Raw genomic sequence first — 15450 nt, forward strand, 5'->3', positions numbered from 1 at the left:
TTTAGAAGAAAAAGATTATGAATCAAGCACTAACAACTAAAAGCAACGATAGTTTTGATGCCATCAAAGCAGCTCATGTTCTATCAGGCGATGCTGAAAAGATACAAGAATATTACGATCAATGGGCGGCCGCATATGATACCGACGTGTCAAACGAAGAGTATATCGGTCCTAAGTACATTGCCGATTTATTGGCAACTCTTAAGGGCGAGAATGGGTTGAAAGCAATAGATGTCAGTAATAAAAATATTGAAATTCTTGATGCAGGGTGCGGTACAGGTTTAGTGGGTATAGTCCTCAAGCAAAAAGGTTATAATCATGTAGATGGATGTGATCTGTCCGCAGGAATGATAGAACAAGCTCGCTCGACAGGTGCTTATAATGTTCTGGAAAGTGGAATTGACCTCACTAAAATAAATGAAGCTTATGACGACAATCAGTATGATGCCACAGTTTGCTGTGGGGTATTTACTTTAGGTCATGTGCCTCCAACTGCTTTATTAGAGCTAATCCGCATTACCAAACCAGGAGGCTGGGTAGTAGTAAGCACCCGCAAGAGCTATTACAACAGCACTAATTTCCAAGAGGTTTGCGATCGCTACCAACAAGAAGATCAAGTCAAATTGGTCAACCATGTTAAAGATGGTCCATATATTGCGGAAGAAGGGGCGCATTATTGGGCTTTTGCAGTTTGTTAATAGACAAGCTGCGGTGAGCGAAGAGTGAAAGCTACCCAAGAAAAAGCTAACTACATAGCTTGAGAGATCGCGTGCAGCCAGTTTTATCTAGGATGTTGATTCTGATAATTTTTCCACCCCGAAAAGTTATGCAGCACTACTCCTGTTTCTCTCTATGAACAGGAGGTTGTTAAAAGTTTCGCTCGGCTACTGTTTTTGAATTAGTCTTAGTACTTTTAAGATAGCCCTTATTACTTCCATAATAGGGCAAAAGAGTCAAACAGGAAACCTGATAGAATCAACTCCCTAGGTTTTACCAAAACCTTAGCTATTTTCTAGCAATAGAGGAAAGCAAAAATTAGCTAACTCTATGGTTTTTATTGTGGCAATTCAGACGTAAAATTGAACTATATAGGTAAATAAAATTGATTCTATGAAAAGTCTGCCAATTATCTCCTTATCAGAATTAGAAAAAGCTAGACCTCAAGAAATCAAAAAATTGTACGATGTTTGCTACGAACATGGTTTTTTCTATCTTAAAGAACATGGAGTTTCCAGAGAAATAATCAATCAAACTATTGAGGCATCTCGGAATTTTTTTGAACTACCTGAAGATGTTAAATTAAACTACCGTCAAGACGTCCAAAAAGTTTATCCCAAAACTTGCAGGGGTTACGTTCCTTTGTATGGAGAATTTCTGAATAAAGAAATTGGGTTTGACCCCAAACAAGTTTTCGATTTAGGTATAGAAAGACCTCTATCTGAGGAACCTTTTACCGGTCCGACAGTTATACCTGATGATAGTGTAGCTCCAGGTTTTGCTAGTTATCATTATCAGCTACAAAAAGAAATAATGACAAAGGTAACTCCTAAATTATTAAAAGGATTAGCCTTAGCTTTAGGATTAGAAGCAAATTTCTTCGATCGATATTTTACAGAACCGACATTAATCCAGCGCACGATTTATTATCCTGCGGGGATGGGAAAAGCAGGAAAACATACTGATAATGGCATATTTACAGTTTTAATTCAAGAATATTTTCCCCAGCCTTCTTTGAGAGTTCATACTAAAGAAGAATGGATAGATGCTCCCTGCGTAGAAGACGCTTTTGTGATTAATTTAGGGGATCTGTTGCAAATGTGGACAAAAGGTTTATTTGTCAGTACGCCCCATGAAGTATTTCATAGTAATTCTGATGCAACTAGAATATCAATTCCCTTCTTTGTTTATCCTAATATTGATGCAATAATTGAACCATTTGGTACTACTGAAAAAATTAGTTCTAAAGAAGTAATGTTGAAGAACTTTGTGTCAATTTGGGAAACCCATGAAGGGGCAGGTAGGGCGAAAGAATTAGTTTAATTATAGATAGATAAAAATTATTGAGTTTCCACAAATTAAGCTTTAATATAGCAATCCTGTTTGAGTCGTTTCAAAGATTTCATTATCTACTATAAATTGGATTACCTTCAAAATAATTATGGTTTGCTGAAAAAGGACTTTTTCAGGAGTAGGGGCAGTAATTTTTTTGCCCGACTCATGCCCAAAATGATGACTTTTTGAGCATGAATAGCTGAAAAATAGGCACTTTTTCAATATCTAAAAAGGCACTTACCTTGATATGTAAATGCTTTGAGATTTAATCAGCAGAGGAATAATTAATGAGAATAAATGAATGATTAATGAGTACATTGGGATAGCCAATTACTATGACAATTTATTGACAAGTGGATACTTTGACTTTGATGCCCTTAGTAATACGTTGTACAACTTACTTGGTGCTAGAAGAAAAGTCTTAGATATTGGTGTAGGAACTGGATTACTGACTGAAAAAATGCTTTCTTTGGCAAACTATAACATTGTTGGCGTTGATTTTTCTCCCCGAATGTTAGAAATTGCTAAGAATAGATTAGCAAATTTAAATGTTAGGTTGATTTGTCAAGATATTACGGAATTTGAAACTGAGGAAAAGTTTGAAGCTATAGTTTCAACTGGAGGTGTTATTTGTATATTGGAAGAAGATGGAGAATATAGAATTTCTAGCCACATAATCGATCCAGAAAAAAATCAGCAGTTGCTGGCAAAGTTACACAGTCAGTTAGACGAGGGTGGATTATTAGCATTGGGAATTCAGGGAGGTCATACCAACTATAAAAAGGAAATTAAAGATGAGATTTTTTATGAGCATAAAATCAAGAAGGAGGGAAATTATCTTGATAAATGGTATGTTTTTTCTCAAGCTAATGGGGAAATTCTCAGCGAGCAATTTTGCCGTTTTTATTTTTTTGATGGAGGAAAGACAACTCAAGCGCTGATTGATGCTGGATTTAATCAAGGATATCAGATTATTGATAACAAGTTTTTAGTCAGCTACAAATAATTATAGTAACTATGAGACAATTAATGAAAGCTGTTATTCTAAAAGGGTATAGAGAAATGGAAAAACTGGAATATGCCCAAGTACCAAAACCCATTCCTCAACCGGGAAAAGTCTTAATTAAATTAGTTGCTTCTTCTATTTTACCGAAAAATTGCGGTTTAAAGCCTCCCCTTTGAAGGGAATAATAAATAAAAAGATTCCTTTGAGTCAATCCTATCCGTTTTCAAGGAGAGGTAATTATTAATTATTAATTGTTGAAAACTACCTTTCTGAGATTGAGCGTAAAGCCGAAAAATGAATTGACTTATTTAACAAATAATCTTAAAGTAAGTGAGAAAAAATTTGAGATGAAAAACAAAGCTACAGTTGCTTATATTGGAACAGGCCATATGGGACGACCTATGATTTTTAAACTCTTAGAATTAGGGTATCCTGTGCAAGTTTATGATAAATATCCAGAAGCAGCTAAAACAGTAATTGAAGCTGGAGCAGTTTGGTGTAATAGTCCCCAAGAAGTGGCTCAGAATGCTGATATTGTGCTCACTAATCTACCTTTACCCCATCATGTTACAGAAAATATATTAGGGGAAAATGGGGCTTTGAATGGAATGAAAACTGGCTCGATTTGGATTGATTTTTCAACTTCAGATTATCATAATACCAAGTATATTGCTGGGGAAGCTAAGAAAAAAGGTGTTTATAGTCTAGAAGCTCCTGTGAGTAATTTATCCCACATGGGGGTAGATTTTGGTAACATGAGTTTTTATGTTAGTGGAGATAAAGAGGGGTTTGACGCTAGTCAGGAAGTTTTGAATGATGTAGGCAAAATATCCTTTTTCGTGATGAGTAAAATTGGTGAAGCACAAGCTGTGAAGCTTTTGACTAATTTACTGTGTTATACTGCTATAGTTGTTTTGGGGGAAGTGCTGATCATTGCTAAAACCTGTGGTATTCCCTTAGATTGGATGTGGCAGTTTATGAAAGCATCCCAAGCTAATAGTTTTGCAGCAGAACAAATATCTCCATTTATCTTTGATGGCAGTTACGACAATTCCTGTAGTTTAGAAATTGCAGCTAAGGATAGTGATTTAACTGTGAAATTAGCTGAAGAATTCAATGTTCCTTTACCTTTGGGAAAAATTATTGAGGCAAGATATCAGCAAGCTGGAAAGACATATAAATTTTCAGAAAATTATATCATTGTAACTAAATTAGTTGAAGATGAGAATAACCTAGATTTGAGAATACCAGGATTTATAGCACCTTCTCCTTATGGTTTAAATCGGAACTATGTTTATTCTAATGAGTTTGTTAAAGATGATTTTGGTCGGATTAAACCTTATCCTTATCAATTCAACTATAATAGACCTGAGCATAAATTACAAGAACCCCTAGAAGAAATTGCTCAAACTCTGACAGAATTGATGGCATATATTAATTACCTAGTTTTACAAGAGTCTTATAAATTAGGTCAAAAGATAGGATTAAGTCAAGACTTATTAGTTAAAGTTATTCGTTGGGGTTGTGGAAGTAGTTGGGTTTCTGATAATGAAAATTCTTATCAACCTAATGATAGAATAGTTGCCAAATTTAAAGACTATAACTTCCAGCAAAAAGTTAAGACTCCCACTATCAATAAAATAATTTCTGTGTTAGAAAAATGAGATAGGCAAAGATATTTCATAAAAGACAAAATTGAAATATTTTCAACAGTAAACACTAAGTAGGATATTAAAAAAATGAACAAAATATTAGCTTTGTGGGCAGTGCCACGGTCAACTTCCACTGCATTTGAGCGTATGATGCGGGAAAGAGGAGATTTTTTCGTAGATGACGAACCTTTTGGAAAATCTTTTTACTACTCCGAAGAGCGTTGTGATACAACTCGTTATCCAGATATAGAACCAGATGCCCAATACAATTTTAGTTGTATTTTGGAAAAATTAAAGCAAGAAAATGAAAAGCAACCAGTCTTTATTAAAGACATGGGTTATCAAGTTGAACCTGTAGCTAATCAAGAGTTTTTGTCTAATTTTAATAATAGTTTTCTGATTAGAAATCCAGAAAAAATGTTGCCATCTCTCTTTAAAAATTGGTCTGATTTTACCTTAGAAGAAACTGGATATGCTCAACTTGATAAGCTGTTTGAAATGGCTAAAGAAATTACTGGAAAAATACCAGTAGTAATTGATTCAGATGATTTAGTTAAAAAACCTCAAGCAACTGTTAAAGCCTATTGTAATGCTATAGGTATACCATTTATTGAAGAAGCTCTAGAATGGAAAGCTGAACCTCAACCGGCAATCAATCAATGGGAAGGCGGATGGCATAATCATGTATTATCTAGTCAAGGATTTAAAGAAAGAGAAAAAAAGGATTATGTCAAGATTGAAGATAACGAACATTTAAAGAAAGCCTATGAATTTTGTTTACCTTACTACCAAAAACTTTACGAAGCTCGACTGCGAATTGAATAACAATTTTTCGCTCTATACACTAACCAATTGATTTTCCTTCTGTATTATTACAGCAGTTTTCGAGTTAATGAAGTACAAAGTTTTAAGACTTTAAGGAATAGGTAATAGAAGATTAAGGCGTTGCTGAATATATGTAGATTTAAAGAGCTATAAAGGAGCTGTTTCCCCTCTTTAAGGCACAGAAAAATCTCTGATTTACACTTAAATATAGGAATTTCATACCTAAAATCAGCAACGCTAAGATTAGTATTAAAGTGTACCTAATTATCGTCAAAAGTTCTGTAAAATTAGCTTCTTAAGCTTATAATTGGTGAGGAATATGAGTCAAGCAAAATTTATTCAAAATCGCATAGCAATAGTAACAGGTGGTACATCTGGTATCGGTAAAGCTATTGCTATTGCTTTAGCTCAAAGTGGTGCTAATGTAGCAGTAGGTTCTCGTTCTGCTAGCACGAGTTCATGCCATAGTGAAATTGAGTCACAAGGTGTCAAAGCTCTAGCGCTCGATCTGGATGTATCCTCAACTGATTCAGTTCAAGCTTTTTATGATGCTACAATGAAGGAATTCGGCAAGGTTGATATTCTTATCAATGCTGCGGGAATAGCCTGTGAGCATACAATCTGCAATCATCCTGACGAAGACTGGTATAGAGTTATAGATGTTAACCTCAACGGTATCTATCGCACTACTAAGCTATGTTTACCTGGAATGATAGAACGCAAATGGGGTCGTATTATCAATATTGCCTCAACTTATGCTTCAGTAGGTGTTCTGCTTCACGCTGCCTATTGTACTTCCAAAGCAGCAATTCTGGGATTTACTCGTTGTGTTGCCTTGGAAGGCGCACCCCACGGAGTATCCTGTAACTCAATTAGTCCAGGTTGGGTAGAAACTAAGATGGCTACAGAAGTAGCAATGCGACTTGCTCAAGTTGAAGGTCGAACTGCTGCTGAATACTTAGAGGAAATCAAGCAGAGTTATCCTCAGAAGAGAATCATACAACCACAAGAAATTGGGACACTGGCTGCTTTCCTATGTCGTGATGAGGCATTGGGTATTACAATGGAAGATATAACTATAGCAGCAGGTTCCCTGTGGTAAAAAAAGATTAGATTGACAGCAACGTTAAAGTATTTATCAGTTGGAAAATAGGTGATAGGTGAGCAGAGAGGAAATTTTTAATGAAAAAAATCTGGGGTTGCACATTAAAGAATGATAATAGATTTTCAACTGTATATATACTGAGAAAAGAGTTATCCAAAAATATTAAATGTTCGGATTTTATCATTCTTGATTGTGCAACACCATTCCCTCTAATATTTTTCAGTTAAAAACCAGGAGATGTTTCCACAATACTAAGTAATTCATTAATTTCTGTAATTGATTTGATTGCTGAATCTGCTATAAAATTATGACCATTATCAGTAGGATGTATCTCATCAAAGAATAGAAAATCATCAGGGTTATTTGGACCAGAAGCTAAGAAACTATCTGTGACATTTGTAAAGCCAAAATCACCAGGATTAGCAATTATATTATCAATTGAAGTCCGACTATCAAAATTAATAATATTAATGTTTGGGTCTTGTTCTAATATTGGGGAAGTTGCTGCTAAGGCACTATTATGAGCTTCAGTTAATAAAGTTAATGCCTGTTGTTGTTCTGGAGGAAAAGTCTGTGCAAGTGGAATTGCTCCTAAGTCTGGTATATTCGGTAAAATAAAATTTCTGGCTCCAATGCTAGCAAGTTTATTGACTGCCACTGATAAATTACCAACAGATGACTGTACATCTGGATCATCGCCCCTTAAATAATCATTCCCTCCTGCCCACACTACATATAAAGCATCTGGGTCGGTGGCGGGAGTTTCTGCAATAAATTCATCAATTTGTGTTTGTAAACCTATTAATAGTGGGGGCGATCCCTCTGGTAATAAATTGTTGGTAGTATTAATAATTCCTGTAGTTGCACCTGCAAAAGCAAAATTGAAGTTAGGGTTAAATGTTAATTCTAACTGAGGCGCGAGGCTTTCTACCCATACAGGGCCGTTGCTGAAACGCCCCTGAAAATAGGGAGGACTTGGTGGCAATAGACCGCCAGTAAGTGCAAAAGCATTCCCTGTATCAGACAGACTATCACCAAATACATAAATATTGCTAAATAATAGACGTGGCAAACGACCTTCAAATTGACCAAAATTGAGAAAGTGTTCTGTGGTGGTAAGTGGTGTCGTTGCTACTGCTTCGGCGACACCTGGATAACGATCTAGGTAAAAACTGGTGTTGAGTAAAGCACTGGGATCTCGTGGTTCAAACTGACCAAAGTTGATAAAGTGTTCTGTTGGGGTGAGAATATTTTGTTCGACAACAGTTGCAACACCGGGGTTAGCAGCGAGATAAAAGTTGGTATTGAAAATCGCACTTGGGTCTCGTTGTTCAAATTGACCAAATCTAATAAAGTGGAAAAGACCATCGCTAATAGTACCATTGGCAACTGCTTCAGCTACTCCTGGGTAGGTTTCTAAATAGAATTGTTCGTCAAATACTTCGTTTATTGTTAATGCCATAGTTTATCAAGTCAAAATTCAAAATTCGTAGGGGCGAATGGCCATTCGCCCCTACAAAAGTCAAAAGTTAGATTTTTTCTAGTTTAGGTTAATGATAATACAATTTCTGCCAATTTTTCTGCTGCTCCTGGTTCCCCCCGTAAACTGCGGAGGCGATCGCTCATTTCTACCAACTTTTCTGGATGACTCAAAAATTCTAATACCAACTCTGCTACGGTTTCTGGTTTAAGTTTTCCCATTAATTCTGGAACTATTTCCTCTTTTGCCCAAATATTCGGCCAAGCAAACAGTTGCCCTTTACGCACTACTAACCAATTAATTATGGTAGCAAAAGCAGCGCCGACTCCTGGTAAATTTGCCAGTAACCCTGGTAAACCATCCCACGCTCTCATAATATCTAATTGTTGAGTAGGTAATAAAACAATCATCGGTACTGCTAAAGAACCTAGTTCAGCAGTGTTAGCACCAACAGTAGTTAGACAAAGACGACATTGGGAAAGTAGATCGTAAGCAGGAGTGCGGGTTATCAATTCTATTTCTACTCCCTCAGTTGTCACCAATTTAGGATTTTTGATTTCATAGGAGTTACCTGAAGCAACTAAGAAACTGGGTTTATTTCCCTGATCGTTGTCTTTAAAATGAGTTCTCAATAAACCCGGTTTCTGCGTTAGTGCTGTCTCCAAACCTGCTGCTTGCTCTGTATTCTCTGTTTCGTTTCTCTCCAAAGAAGGTATCAATAATTTTGCTCCTACACCACCCATTTTTGCAATTGCTGGATTTTTTTGCGGGTCGGCGAAATTAGCTAAAGTTTCTAACTCAAGAGTTGGAGCAACTGGAATAATAAATCTAGTTTGCGGACGAATTTTGTGGATATGTTGAGCGATCGCCAAAGTTAAAGGTACACCCAAAGACAACTTAGTAGGTTTCGACCCAGGCAATAAACCAATTAACTCTAAATTACTGCCTCCGTTTGAAAGGAGAATTTCTGAATTCTGAATTCTGACTTCATTACTGCTCTCCCCATCAGAAAAACAACTTCCAACTTCTGTACGGGCGTTTCGCTGCGCGACATATAAAACGTTTCGGCTAAGAGCCGACATGAATGCGGAGCATTCGGTAGGAAAGTTGTGCGTAGCTAATGGCCATTCGCCCCTACGACTCCTAACTTCATTCATCAAATCTCCCACTACGGTAAATTTATCAGCATATTTTGGAGGCACCTGAGCAACTACTTCCTGCTTCATCACACCAAATTTATCTATCCAACGCCACCATCTAGCATCCCACTCAGCATAAATAACAGTGCGATAACCCAAACGTTTTCCCACCATAACAGTAAAAAATTGGTCGCCTCCCAAAAATAAAACTACTCCTTGGGGATACCAATGCCAATTTTCTGCCGTCTTACCCATGAGCAAAAACTGCCAAAAATATTCTGCTGGTTGTACCCGATCTACTTCTGGATAAGAACGAGCGATCGCTACTTCTTTTCCCGTAGCATGGGGACAAGGGGAAAGAATAACAGAAATTCTCATATCAATATTTGCCTGTTGCCGTAACTGTTGTACAACAGGTCTTACCCAGGTAATTAATTCTCCCGGACCATTTGATAGTATGACAATATCAACTTTTTCCATATCTTAATATACTAACTAGACAGTGCATATTTTTTAGAGTAGCCTTGGCTAGCAATGGCTATCTAAGGCTGTAAACTCTCTGTTCAGAGCTGTAGGTGCTATAAGCTTTTATCAGTAATACTATCAGTCTTAAAAGTAAATCGTTTTTTAGAAGAACTTTGTACTCTCCAGTATACTAACTAAATGAAACTAAATTATAGGAGAAAATTCAATGACAGAATTAATTAACGCTGCTAAAGTTGGAGATATTTCTCAAGTTGAAACTTTGCTGAGTGGGGGTGCAGATGTCAATGCCAAAGACTCAGAGAATTCGACTCCTTTAATTGCTGCAGTAGAAGCAGGCCATCTAGAGATAGTGAAAAAATTATTGGCTGCTGGTGCGGATGTCAATGGCAATGATAATGATGGTTGGGTCCCTTTGATGGGTGCTGTTGCTAGTGGCAACCAGGACATTTTGCAACTGTTGTTAGATGCTGGTGCTAATGTTGATGCTACTACTAATTTTGGCTTGACTGCTTTGATGACTGCTGCTGGTAGTGGTCATATTAGTGTAGTGCAAACTTTACTAGACAGGGGAGCAGACATTAGGGCGAAAGATAATAATAAATGGACGGCCTTAGTCTGGGCAAATTCGGAAGGTCATAAGGATGTGGTGGAGTTACTGAAGCAGGTGCGCGATAGCAAATGATATTATAGCAATTCCCAAGAAGCGTGAGGTACAAAATTCGTTTGTTTTAGGGAACAGGGAATAAGGAATAGAAAAGAAATTAAAGAGCTTGTGTACCTCATAAGCTTGAGAAAGGCTTTAATTTTTTTCTCAACATACATTCAACAATTAATAATTAACAATTACCTCTTCTTTGGAAAAAGAGGATTGGATGGACATATTTTTTTCTTTTTTATTCCTGTAGAGCGACAGCCTATGGCGCAGCCAAGTAGAGGGTTTAAACCTTAATTTTTCGGTAAAAATAAATAATTTTCAACTAAATAATTTATGCAGCAATTAAACCGCCAACAAATTCCGATTTTCTGTCTGATTTTTTTGCCTGTTTTATTCATGGGAATTTGTATCCTGAAGTATAGCGTAAATTTTCCTTTTTCAGACCAATGGCCTCTGGCAATTATGTTTGAGAAAATCTACACTGGTAATCTTTCTTTTAGTGACTTATTTGCCCAGTTCCACGAAAGTAGGAAATTTTTTCCCAGGCTAATTTTTATAGGTTTAGCTTATTTGACAAATTGGGATGTCAGATATGAAATGTTGGTAATATTTTTATTGACTTGCATTGTTTCTTTAAACATCTATTGGTTAAGTAGGTTAACTGTAAAAGGTAGTTTTGTTACTCAATTTTTTCTCTTAGTAATTTCTAACCTACTAATTTTTTCTCCTGCCCAATATGAAAATTGGCTTTGGGGAATTCAGGTTGTAGTTTATATTCCTATTGCTTGTTTAACTGGCTGTTTGGTTATTGCTCAAAAAAAATTGAGTTTAAGAACAAAGTTCATAATTTGTTTTTTTCTTTGTACGGTTAGCACTTTTTCTTATGCCAATGGAATGTTGACTTGGGTATTAGTGTTTCCAGGGTTAGGAATTTTAGCTTCAGGAAAATGGCAGGAAATTTTTACTAAAAATATTTGGATAATTATTGGTGGTTTATTGGGTTTTGTCGGTAACGTAGTTCTGTATTTTTATGATTACCAAAAACCTGATAAACATCCGAGTTTCTTGTCAGCGATAAGTCATCCAGTTGATACATTTCATTATTTTTTGGTTTTTTTAGGCGCTCCTTTAGGATTTGAAAATTTAACTGTGGCAACAATAGTTGGAGGTTTGGTATTTAGTTCGTGGATGTTTCTTTTTTGGCAGTTTTTTCGATTAGTTAAAACAGATTTTTTGTTATTACATCGTCTCATTGTTTGGCTAATAATTGGAATTTATGCAATTATTAGTGGAGCTGTAACTGCTGTAGGTAGAGTTGGTTTTGGCGTTGGTCAAGCTTTGGCTCCAAGATATACAGCTTTTTCATTATATTTGATGGTGTCTTTGATTTATCTACTGGCTATTTTTTGGCAGTTAGTTAGTCAAAACAATACTCGTAAAAATTTAATTAGATATAGTTCCTTATTACTTATTAGTGTTTTTTTAGTTTTACATATTAATACTACGATTAATGCTGTAGATAGGATGAACGATCGCCGAGTTATCCTACTTCAAAGTAAAGCTTGCTTATTGATGATAAATGTTATCCATCAAGATGAATGTTTGGTAATGAAAAGAAGTTCTGAACCTTTGAAAAAGACTGCTAATATTTTAGATAAATTAGGTTTTTTACAACCAGGTTTAATCAAAAGTAAAAATATTCAAGATATTGCACAAGAGTCAAAATCAGATTTAATTTATGGTTATTTCGATACAGTAAATCAAATTGATAATCAGACTTATATTGCTAATGGTTGGGCAATATTACCAGAAAGAGGCGAAGTTGCTGATGGAGTAATTTTGACTTATGAAAATGCCGAGGGAGAAGCAATAATATTTAAGTTAATTAATCAGAGAATGCCGAGACCTAGTGTCAGGGAATATTTTAATAATTCAACTTATTTATATTCCGGTTGGCAAAAGTATTTTTCTGTTCGGGAAATTCCTCAAGGAACAGTTAAACTTAAAGCTTGGGCTTTTGATACTGAGACTGGCAAAGCTTTTTTATTGAACAAAACTCAAGTAATATTTTCGAGCAACTAACAAAGCAAAAGTCCTTATTGATTGAGACAGACTTCAGGAGGCAGGAGTCAATAGTCCAGTAGGGATGCAAATCACCAGTTATACCAATTGGAAAAAAGTGGGCTACATATCCGGAGTAGGGAATAGGGAATTGTAACGAGCAGAATTACCACGCTTCCCTACTTCCGACTTCTGCCATTTGCCTGTTAGCATATAAGAGTCTTTGATGAAAATTGTATTATCCATAGTATGTTAAGATAATTTCTTAAAATAACTGTATTTTTGAGGAAATAATTTTTATGACTCAAAGCCTTTCCCGAATCATACAATTTTTCAGATTAGTATTAGTTGCCTTCCTAATGGCAATACTTGTGAATATGGGTATGTCAGTGGCACATCGTCCACATGATGTTGTCACACACGTTGAACTATCACCAAATTATCAACAAGATAAAACAGTATTAATTGTTGTTAGAAATAACCTGTATCGTTCATCTGATGGAGGCGTTTCATGGCAGCGTATTACTCAGGGTTTAGATTATTCTAGTTTGTTGATCCCAGCTCTGGAGTTGAGTCAGCAAAATGATGGTGTGGCATTTCTCGGAACAAGTGGAGATGGAATCTACCGCTCATCAGACAAAGGAATTACCTGGCAAAATACCAGTAAAGGTTTAGATGAACTGGCTATAGACGATATAATTATTTCACCAACTTCATCAAAGATTGTCTTAGCAAGTATATCCGATCGACTCTACTTAACTCAAAATTCTGGGGAGAGTTGGAAACAAGTATTCCAAAGTAAAAGTCCTATTGAAGCTCTAGGTTTTTCTAATGATGGCAAATTAGTCATTGTTGCCAATACAAAAGAACTATTGGTATCTGGCGACAGCGGAGCAACTTGGCAAGCTAGCGATCGCGCAGCATCTGGCTTACCACTTGATAGTCCAATTGTTGCTATTGAGCCTATGCTAGGTGGACCAGTCGGTTCAATGTGGCTTGGAACTCAAACCCAGGGTATTTTTCAAACCTCTGACCAAGGTAAAACATGGACAAAACAGGCAATTCCAATTGCCAATGAGCTTGTTAAAGATATCAAAATTATTCCAGGTTCCCAAAATGAACCACAACTGTTTGTTTCTACGGCAAATACTGGGTTATTTTACTGGGATGGCCAAGAATGGCAACCCAGAACTCAGGGACTAATAATCGATAGCCAAGCTGAAGAGATGGAGCAACCTAGCTTTACTGAACTGGAGTTCTCTCTAGATGGTAGCGTGACTTTCCTAGCAGGTTTTGATGGTCTCTTCAAGTCTGAAGATCAGGGGCAAAAATGGCAAGACTTAGAAACCATACTTAGGAGTACGGTTGTTGCAATGGCAGCTTCTAATGATTCAACTTTGGCAACTGTAGATTACGTTGGCAACATTAATATCAGTAGCGATGGCGGTCAAACTTGGAAGATTGCTCAAAGAGGTCTCGAAGAACCTTGGTTTACTAGAAAGTGGGAATCACTACCACCCAACTACGATCCTCGTCGCTACTTTGATGTTGCTTTTTCTCCCAACTACGATCAAGATAAAACACTATGGGCATCACTACTCTGGACTAAAGTAGCAACAAGTCAGGATGGGGGTATTTCCTGGTCAATTGCTTCTATGCCGAAGGAAGAACGTGGACTGACAATAGGTGTTTCTCCAGACTTCTCAAATGATAATACTGTTTACATCCTACCTCAAAAGGGTAATATCTATCGGTCTCAAAATGGAGGTAAAGACTTTGAGAAAATTGGTCAGGTTCCAGCTCTTCAAGGCAACACTGGTTCCTCTATTGCCATATCCCCTAATTTTGCTAGCGATCGTACTATCTATGTAACTGGAGAGAAGGGAATCTACAAGAGTACCGATGCTGGAAAAAACTGGGAAGCAATAAGTGAAAATACAGCTTTAGCTGAAGCCGGAAAAATGCAGATAGCTATTTCTCCAGACTTTGCACGGGATCAAACTTTATTTGTTAGTACCAGAGGTCGAGGTCTTTTTGAATCACGGGACGGAGGAAAAACTTGGAACCAGCGGCTCAATATACCTGGATTAGGTACTGACTCGCCTGAGTTAGAAGCTATTGCTATTTCACCAAACTATGAGAACGATAAAACACTTGTGTTAGGTGTGCTAGGTCTTGGGTTATACAAAAGTGAAGATGGAGGGCAATCATTCCAACAAATTGCAGATGCTTCATTACCCATATCAAGAATAAATACTGTGCCTTCATCAGGAAAGCCGATTGTTTTTTCACCAAACTATGTTAATGACAGGACGATCTACAGCTTTGGTTCAGCTAGTTTGGAAATATTCAAGTTAACAACAGATAATGGAAAGACTAAGGAAACTTTAGCTATTCAAAATTCTGAGTCAATGGGAGAAGCAAATTTTCTCAGCAATATTCGGCTAGCTTTATTTGTCTATCAAGGTCTATTGAAAAGGGTTTTAGTCCTGTTAGTCGGCCTCATCGTAGTAGGGATCGTTATTTACATAACATTAAGGAAACTCAATAGCAGAGGTAAAGTATGATATAAATGTTTAGCATTTAAACTGTATATCTTACAGCAGTTTTGGAGTCTTGGAGGTACAAAGTTTTTAGATTTTAGGGAACAGGGAACAGGGAACAGAGATTAATTTTAAACTGTACCTCACCATCTTAAAATATGCTGTAAATTTTGGAGAAAATGAGGAATAATTATATCCCCTCAAAATCCGCACACCACTAATTTTAAAAATATAGTTGGGTTGCTAAACTTGGGCTTCAAACAGTTATCATAAGTAGGGACGTTCCATGGAACGTCCCTACTGTATTGTATGAGGAGGTTTTTTGATAAAAAAACAACCGGATTTATATAATATCATTTTACAGCAGTTTTCATGTTTTTTAGAGTACAGAGATTTGGGTTTAAAGGAAGAAGGCTCATATTATCTAGGAGAGAAGGAAGAAGGAA

Annotated in this window: 13 protein-coding genes; 10 read left to right on the plus strand and 3 right to left on the minus strand. The window is 36.5% G+C overall.

Annotated elements, in window-relative coordinates:
• The first annotated feature begins 17 nt into the window (after nucleotides 1-17).
• From AFK68_RS31480 to AFK68_RS31505, 7 genes are all read left to right on the plus strand, one after another.
• The gene (locus tag AFK68_RS31480; RefSeq protein WP_094678037.1) at nucleotides 18-698 is read left to right on the plus strand and encodes a class I SAM-dependent methyltransferase; all 681 of its coding nucleotides are present in this window, start codon (nucleotides 18-20) and stop codon (nucleotides 696-698) included.
• A 412-nt stretch (nucleotides 699-1110) separates the two neighbouring features.
• On the plus strand, nucleotides 1111-2040 hold the full coding sequence (locus AFK68_RS42965; RefSeq protein ID WP_094678039.1) for a 2-oxoglutarate and iron-dependent oxygenase domain-containing protein: 930 nt from the start codon (nucleotides 1111-1113) through the stop codon (nucleotides 2038-2040).
• Nucleotides 2041-2353: 313 nt separating this feature from the next.
• A complete protein-coding gene (locus AFK68_RS31490) occupies nucleotides 2354-3058 on the plus strand; it encodes a bifunctional 2-polyprenyl-6-hydroxyphenol methylase/3-demethylubiquinol 3-O-methyltransferase UbiG (RefSeq protein WP_094678041.1) in 705 nt (234 codons plus the stop codon).
• A gap of 23 nt (nucleotides 3059-3081) precedes the next feature.
• On the plus strand, nucleotides 3082-3234 hold the full coding sequence (locus AFK68_RS37660; protein WP_210407726.1) for a hypothetical protein: 153 nt from the start codon (nucleotides 3082-3084) through the stop codon (nucleotides 3232-3234).
• 123 nt (nucleotides 3235-3357) lie between these two features.
• Nucleotides 3358-4722: an NAD(P)-dependent oxidoreductase gene (locus AFK68_RS31495; RefSeq protein WP_143438490.1), complete on the plus strand. Its 1365-nt coding sequence runs from the start codon at nucleotides 3358-3360 to the stop codon at nucleotides 4720-4722.
• 75 nt (nucleotides 4723-4797) lie between these two features.
• Nucleotides 4798-5535 carry a sulfotransferase family protein gene (locus tag AFK68_RS31500; protein ID WP_094678045.1) on the plus strand — a complete coding sequence of 246 codons (738 nt, stop codon included), beginning with the start codon at nucleotides 4798-4800 and terminating at the stop codon, nucleotides 5533-5535.
• A 319-nt stretch (nucleotides 5536-5854) separates the two neighbouring features.
• Nucleotides 5855-6637: an SDR family NAD(P)-dependent oxidoreductase gene (locus AFK68_RS31505; RefSeq protein WP_094678047.1), complete on the plus strand. Its 783-nt coding sequence runs from the start codon at nucleotides 5855-5857 to the stop codon at nucleotides 6635-6637.
• Between the two features lie 226 nt (nucleotides 6638-6863).
• On the opposite strand, the gene AFK68_RS31510 is transcribed toward AFK68_RS31505, so the two are convergent.
• Together AFK68_RS31510 and AFK68_RS31515 are read right to left on the minus strand one after the other, a co-directional pair.
• Nucleotides 6864-8102: an SGNH/GDSL hydrolase family protein gene (locus AFK68_RS31510; RefSeq protein ID WP_094678049.1), complete on the minus strand. Its 1239-nt coding sequence runs from the start codon at nucleotides 8100-8102 to the stop codon at nucleotides 6864-6866.
• 83 nt (nucleotides 8103-8185) lie between these two features.
• Nucleotides 8186-9739 carry a lipid-A-disaccharide synthase gene (locus AFK68_RS31515; protein ID WP_094678051.1) on the minus strand — a complete coding sequence of 518 codons (1554 nt, stop codon included), beginning with the start codon at nucleotides 9737-9739 and terminating at the stop codon, nucleotides 8186-8188.
• Nucleotides 9740-9950: 211 nt separating this feature from the next.
• On the opposite strand from AFK68_RS31515, the gene AFK68_RS31520 reads away from it, so the two are divergent.
• Together AFK68_RS31520 and AFK68_RS31525 are read left to right on the plus strand one after the other, a co-directional pair.
• Entirely contained in the window at nucleotides 9951-10427 is a 477-nt protein-coding gene (locus AFK68_RS31520; RefSeq protein WP_094678053.1) for an ankyrin repeat domain-containing protein, read from the plus strand.
• Between the two features lie 306 nt (nucleotides 10428-10733).
• Nucleotides 10734-12482: a hypothetical protein gene (locus tag AFK68_RS31525; protein ID WP_094678055.1), complete on the plus strand. Its 1749-nt coding sequence runs from the start codon at nucleotides 10734-10736 to the stop codon at nucleotides 12480-12482.
• A gap of 102 nt (nucleotides 12483-12584) precedes the next feature.
• On the opposite strand, the gene AFK68_RS43730 is transcribed toward AFK68_RS31525, so the two are convergent.
• A complete protein-coding gene (locus AFK68_RS43730; RefSeq protein ID WP_256386694.1) occupies nucleotides 12585-12707 on the minus strand; it encodes a hypothetical protein in 123 nt (40 codons plus the stop codon).
• Nucleotides 12708-12760: 53 nt separating this feature from the next.
• Here AFK68_RS43730 and AFK68_RS31530 point away from each other — a divergent pair, with 53 nt between their 5' ends.
• Nucleotides 12761-15028 carry a YCF48-related protein gene (locus tag AFK68_RS31530; protein WP_094678057.1) on the plus strand — a complete coding sequence of 756 codons (2268 nt, stop codon included), beginning with the start codon at nucleotides 12761-12763 and terminating at the stop codon, nucleotides 15026-15028.
• The last annotated feature ends 422 nt before the right edge of the window (nucleotides 15029-15450 follow it).

It is taken from the genome of Hydrocoleum sp. CS-953, from assembly GCF_002260545.1.
GTDB lineage: Bacteria > Cyanobacteriota > Cyanobacteriia > Cyanobacteriales > Microcoleaceae > Trichodesmium.

Bases quoted from the DNA above. Each gene is read 5' to 3' on its own strand.
- AFK68_RS31500 (WP_094678045.1), top strand. From the start codon at position 4,798: ATGAACAAAATATTAGCTTTGTGGGCAGTGCCACGGTCAACTTCCACT.
- AFK68_RS43730 (WP_256386694.1), bottom strand. From the start codon at position 12,707: ATGGATAATACAATTTTCATCAAAGACTCTTATATGCTAACAGGCAAA.
- AFK68_RS31490 (WP_094678041.1), top strand. From the start codon at position 2,354: ATGATTAATGAGTACATTGGGATAGCCAATTACTATGACAATTTATTG.
- AFK68_RS31520 (WP_094678053.1), top strand. From the start codon at position 9,951: ATGACAGAATTAATTAACGCTGCTAAAGTTGGAGATATTTCTCAAGTT.
- AFK68_RS42965 (WP_094678039.1), top strand. From the start codon at position 1,111: ATGAAAAGTCTGCCAATTATCTCCTTATCAGAATTAGAAAAAGCTAGA.
- AFK68_RS31505 (WP_094678047.1), top strand. From the start codon at position 5,855: ATGAGTCAAGCAAAATTTATTCAAAATCGCATAGCAATAGTAACAGGT.
- AFK68_RS37660 (WP_210407726.1), top strand. From the start codon at position 3,082: ATGAAAGCTGTTATTCTAAAAGGGTATAGAGAAATGGAAAAACTGGAA.
- AFK68_RS31510 (WP_094678049.1), bottom strand. From the start codon at position 8,102: ATGGCATTAACAATAAACGAAGTATTTGACGAACAATTCTATTTAGAA.
- AFK68_RS31525 (WP_094678055.1), top strand. From the start codon at position 10,734: ATGCAGCAATTAAACCGCCAACAAATTCCGATTTTCTGTCTGATTTTT.
- AFK68_RS31530 (WP_094678057.1), top strand. From the start codon at position 12,761: ATGACTCAAAGCCTTTCCCGAATCATACAATTTTTCAGATTAGTATTA.
- AFK68_RS31515 (WP_094678051.1), bottom strand. From the start codon at position 9,739: ATGGAAAAAGTTGATATTGTCATACTATCAAATGGTCCGGGAGAATTA.
- AFK68_RS31480 (WP_094678037.1), top strand. From the start codon at position 18: ATGAATCAAGCACTAACAACTAAAAGCAACGATAGTTTTGATGCCATC.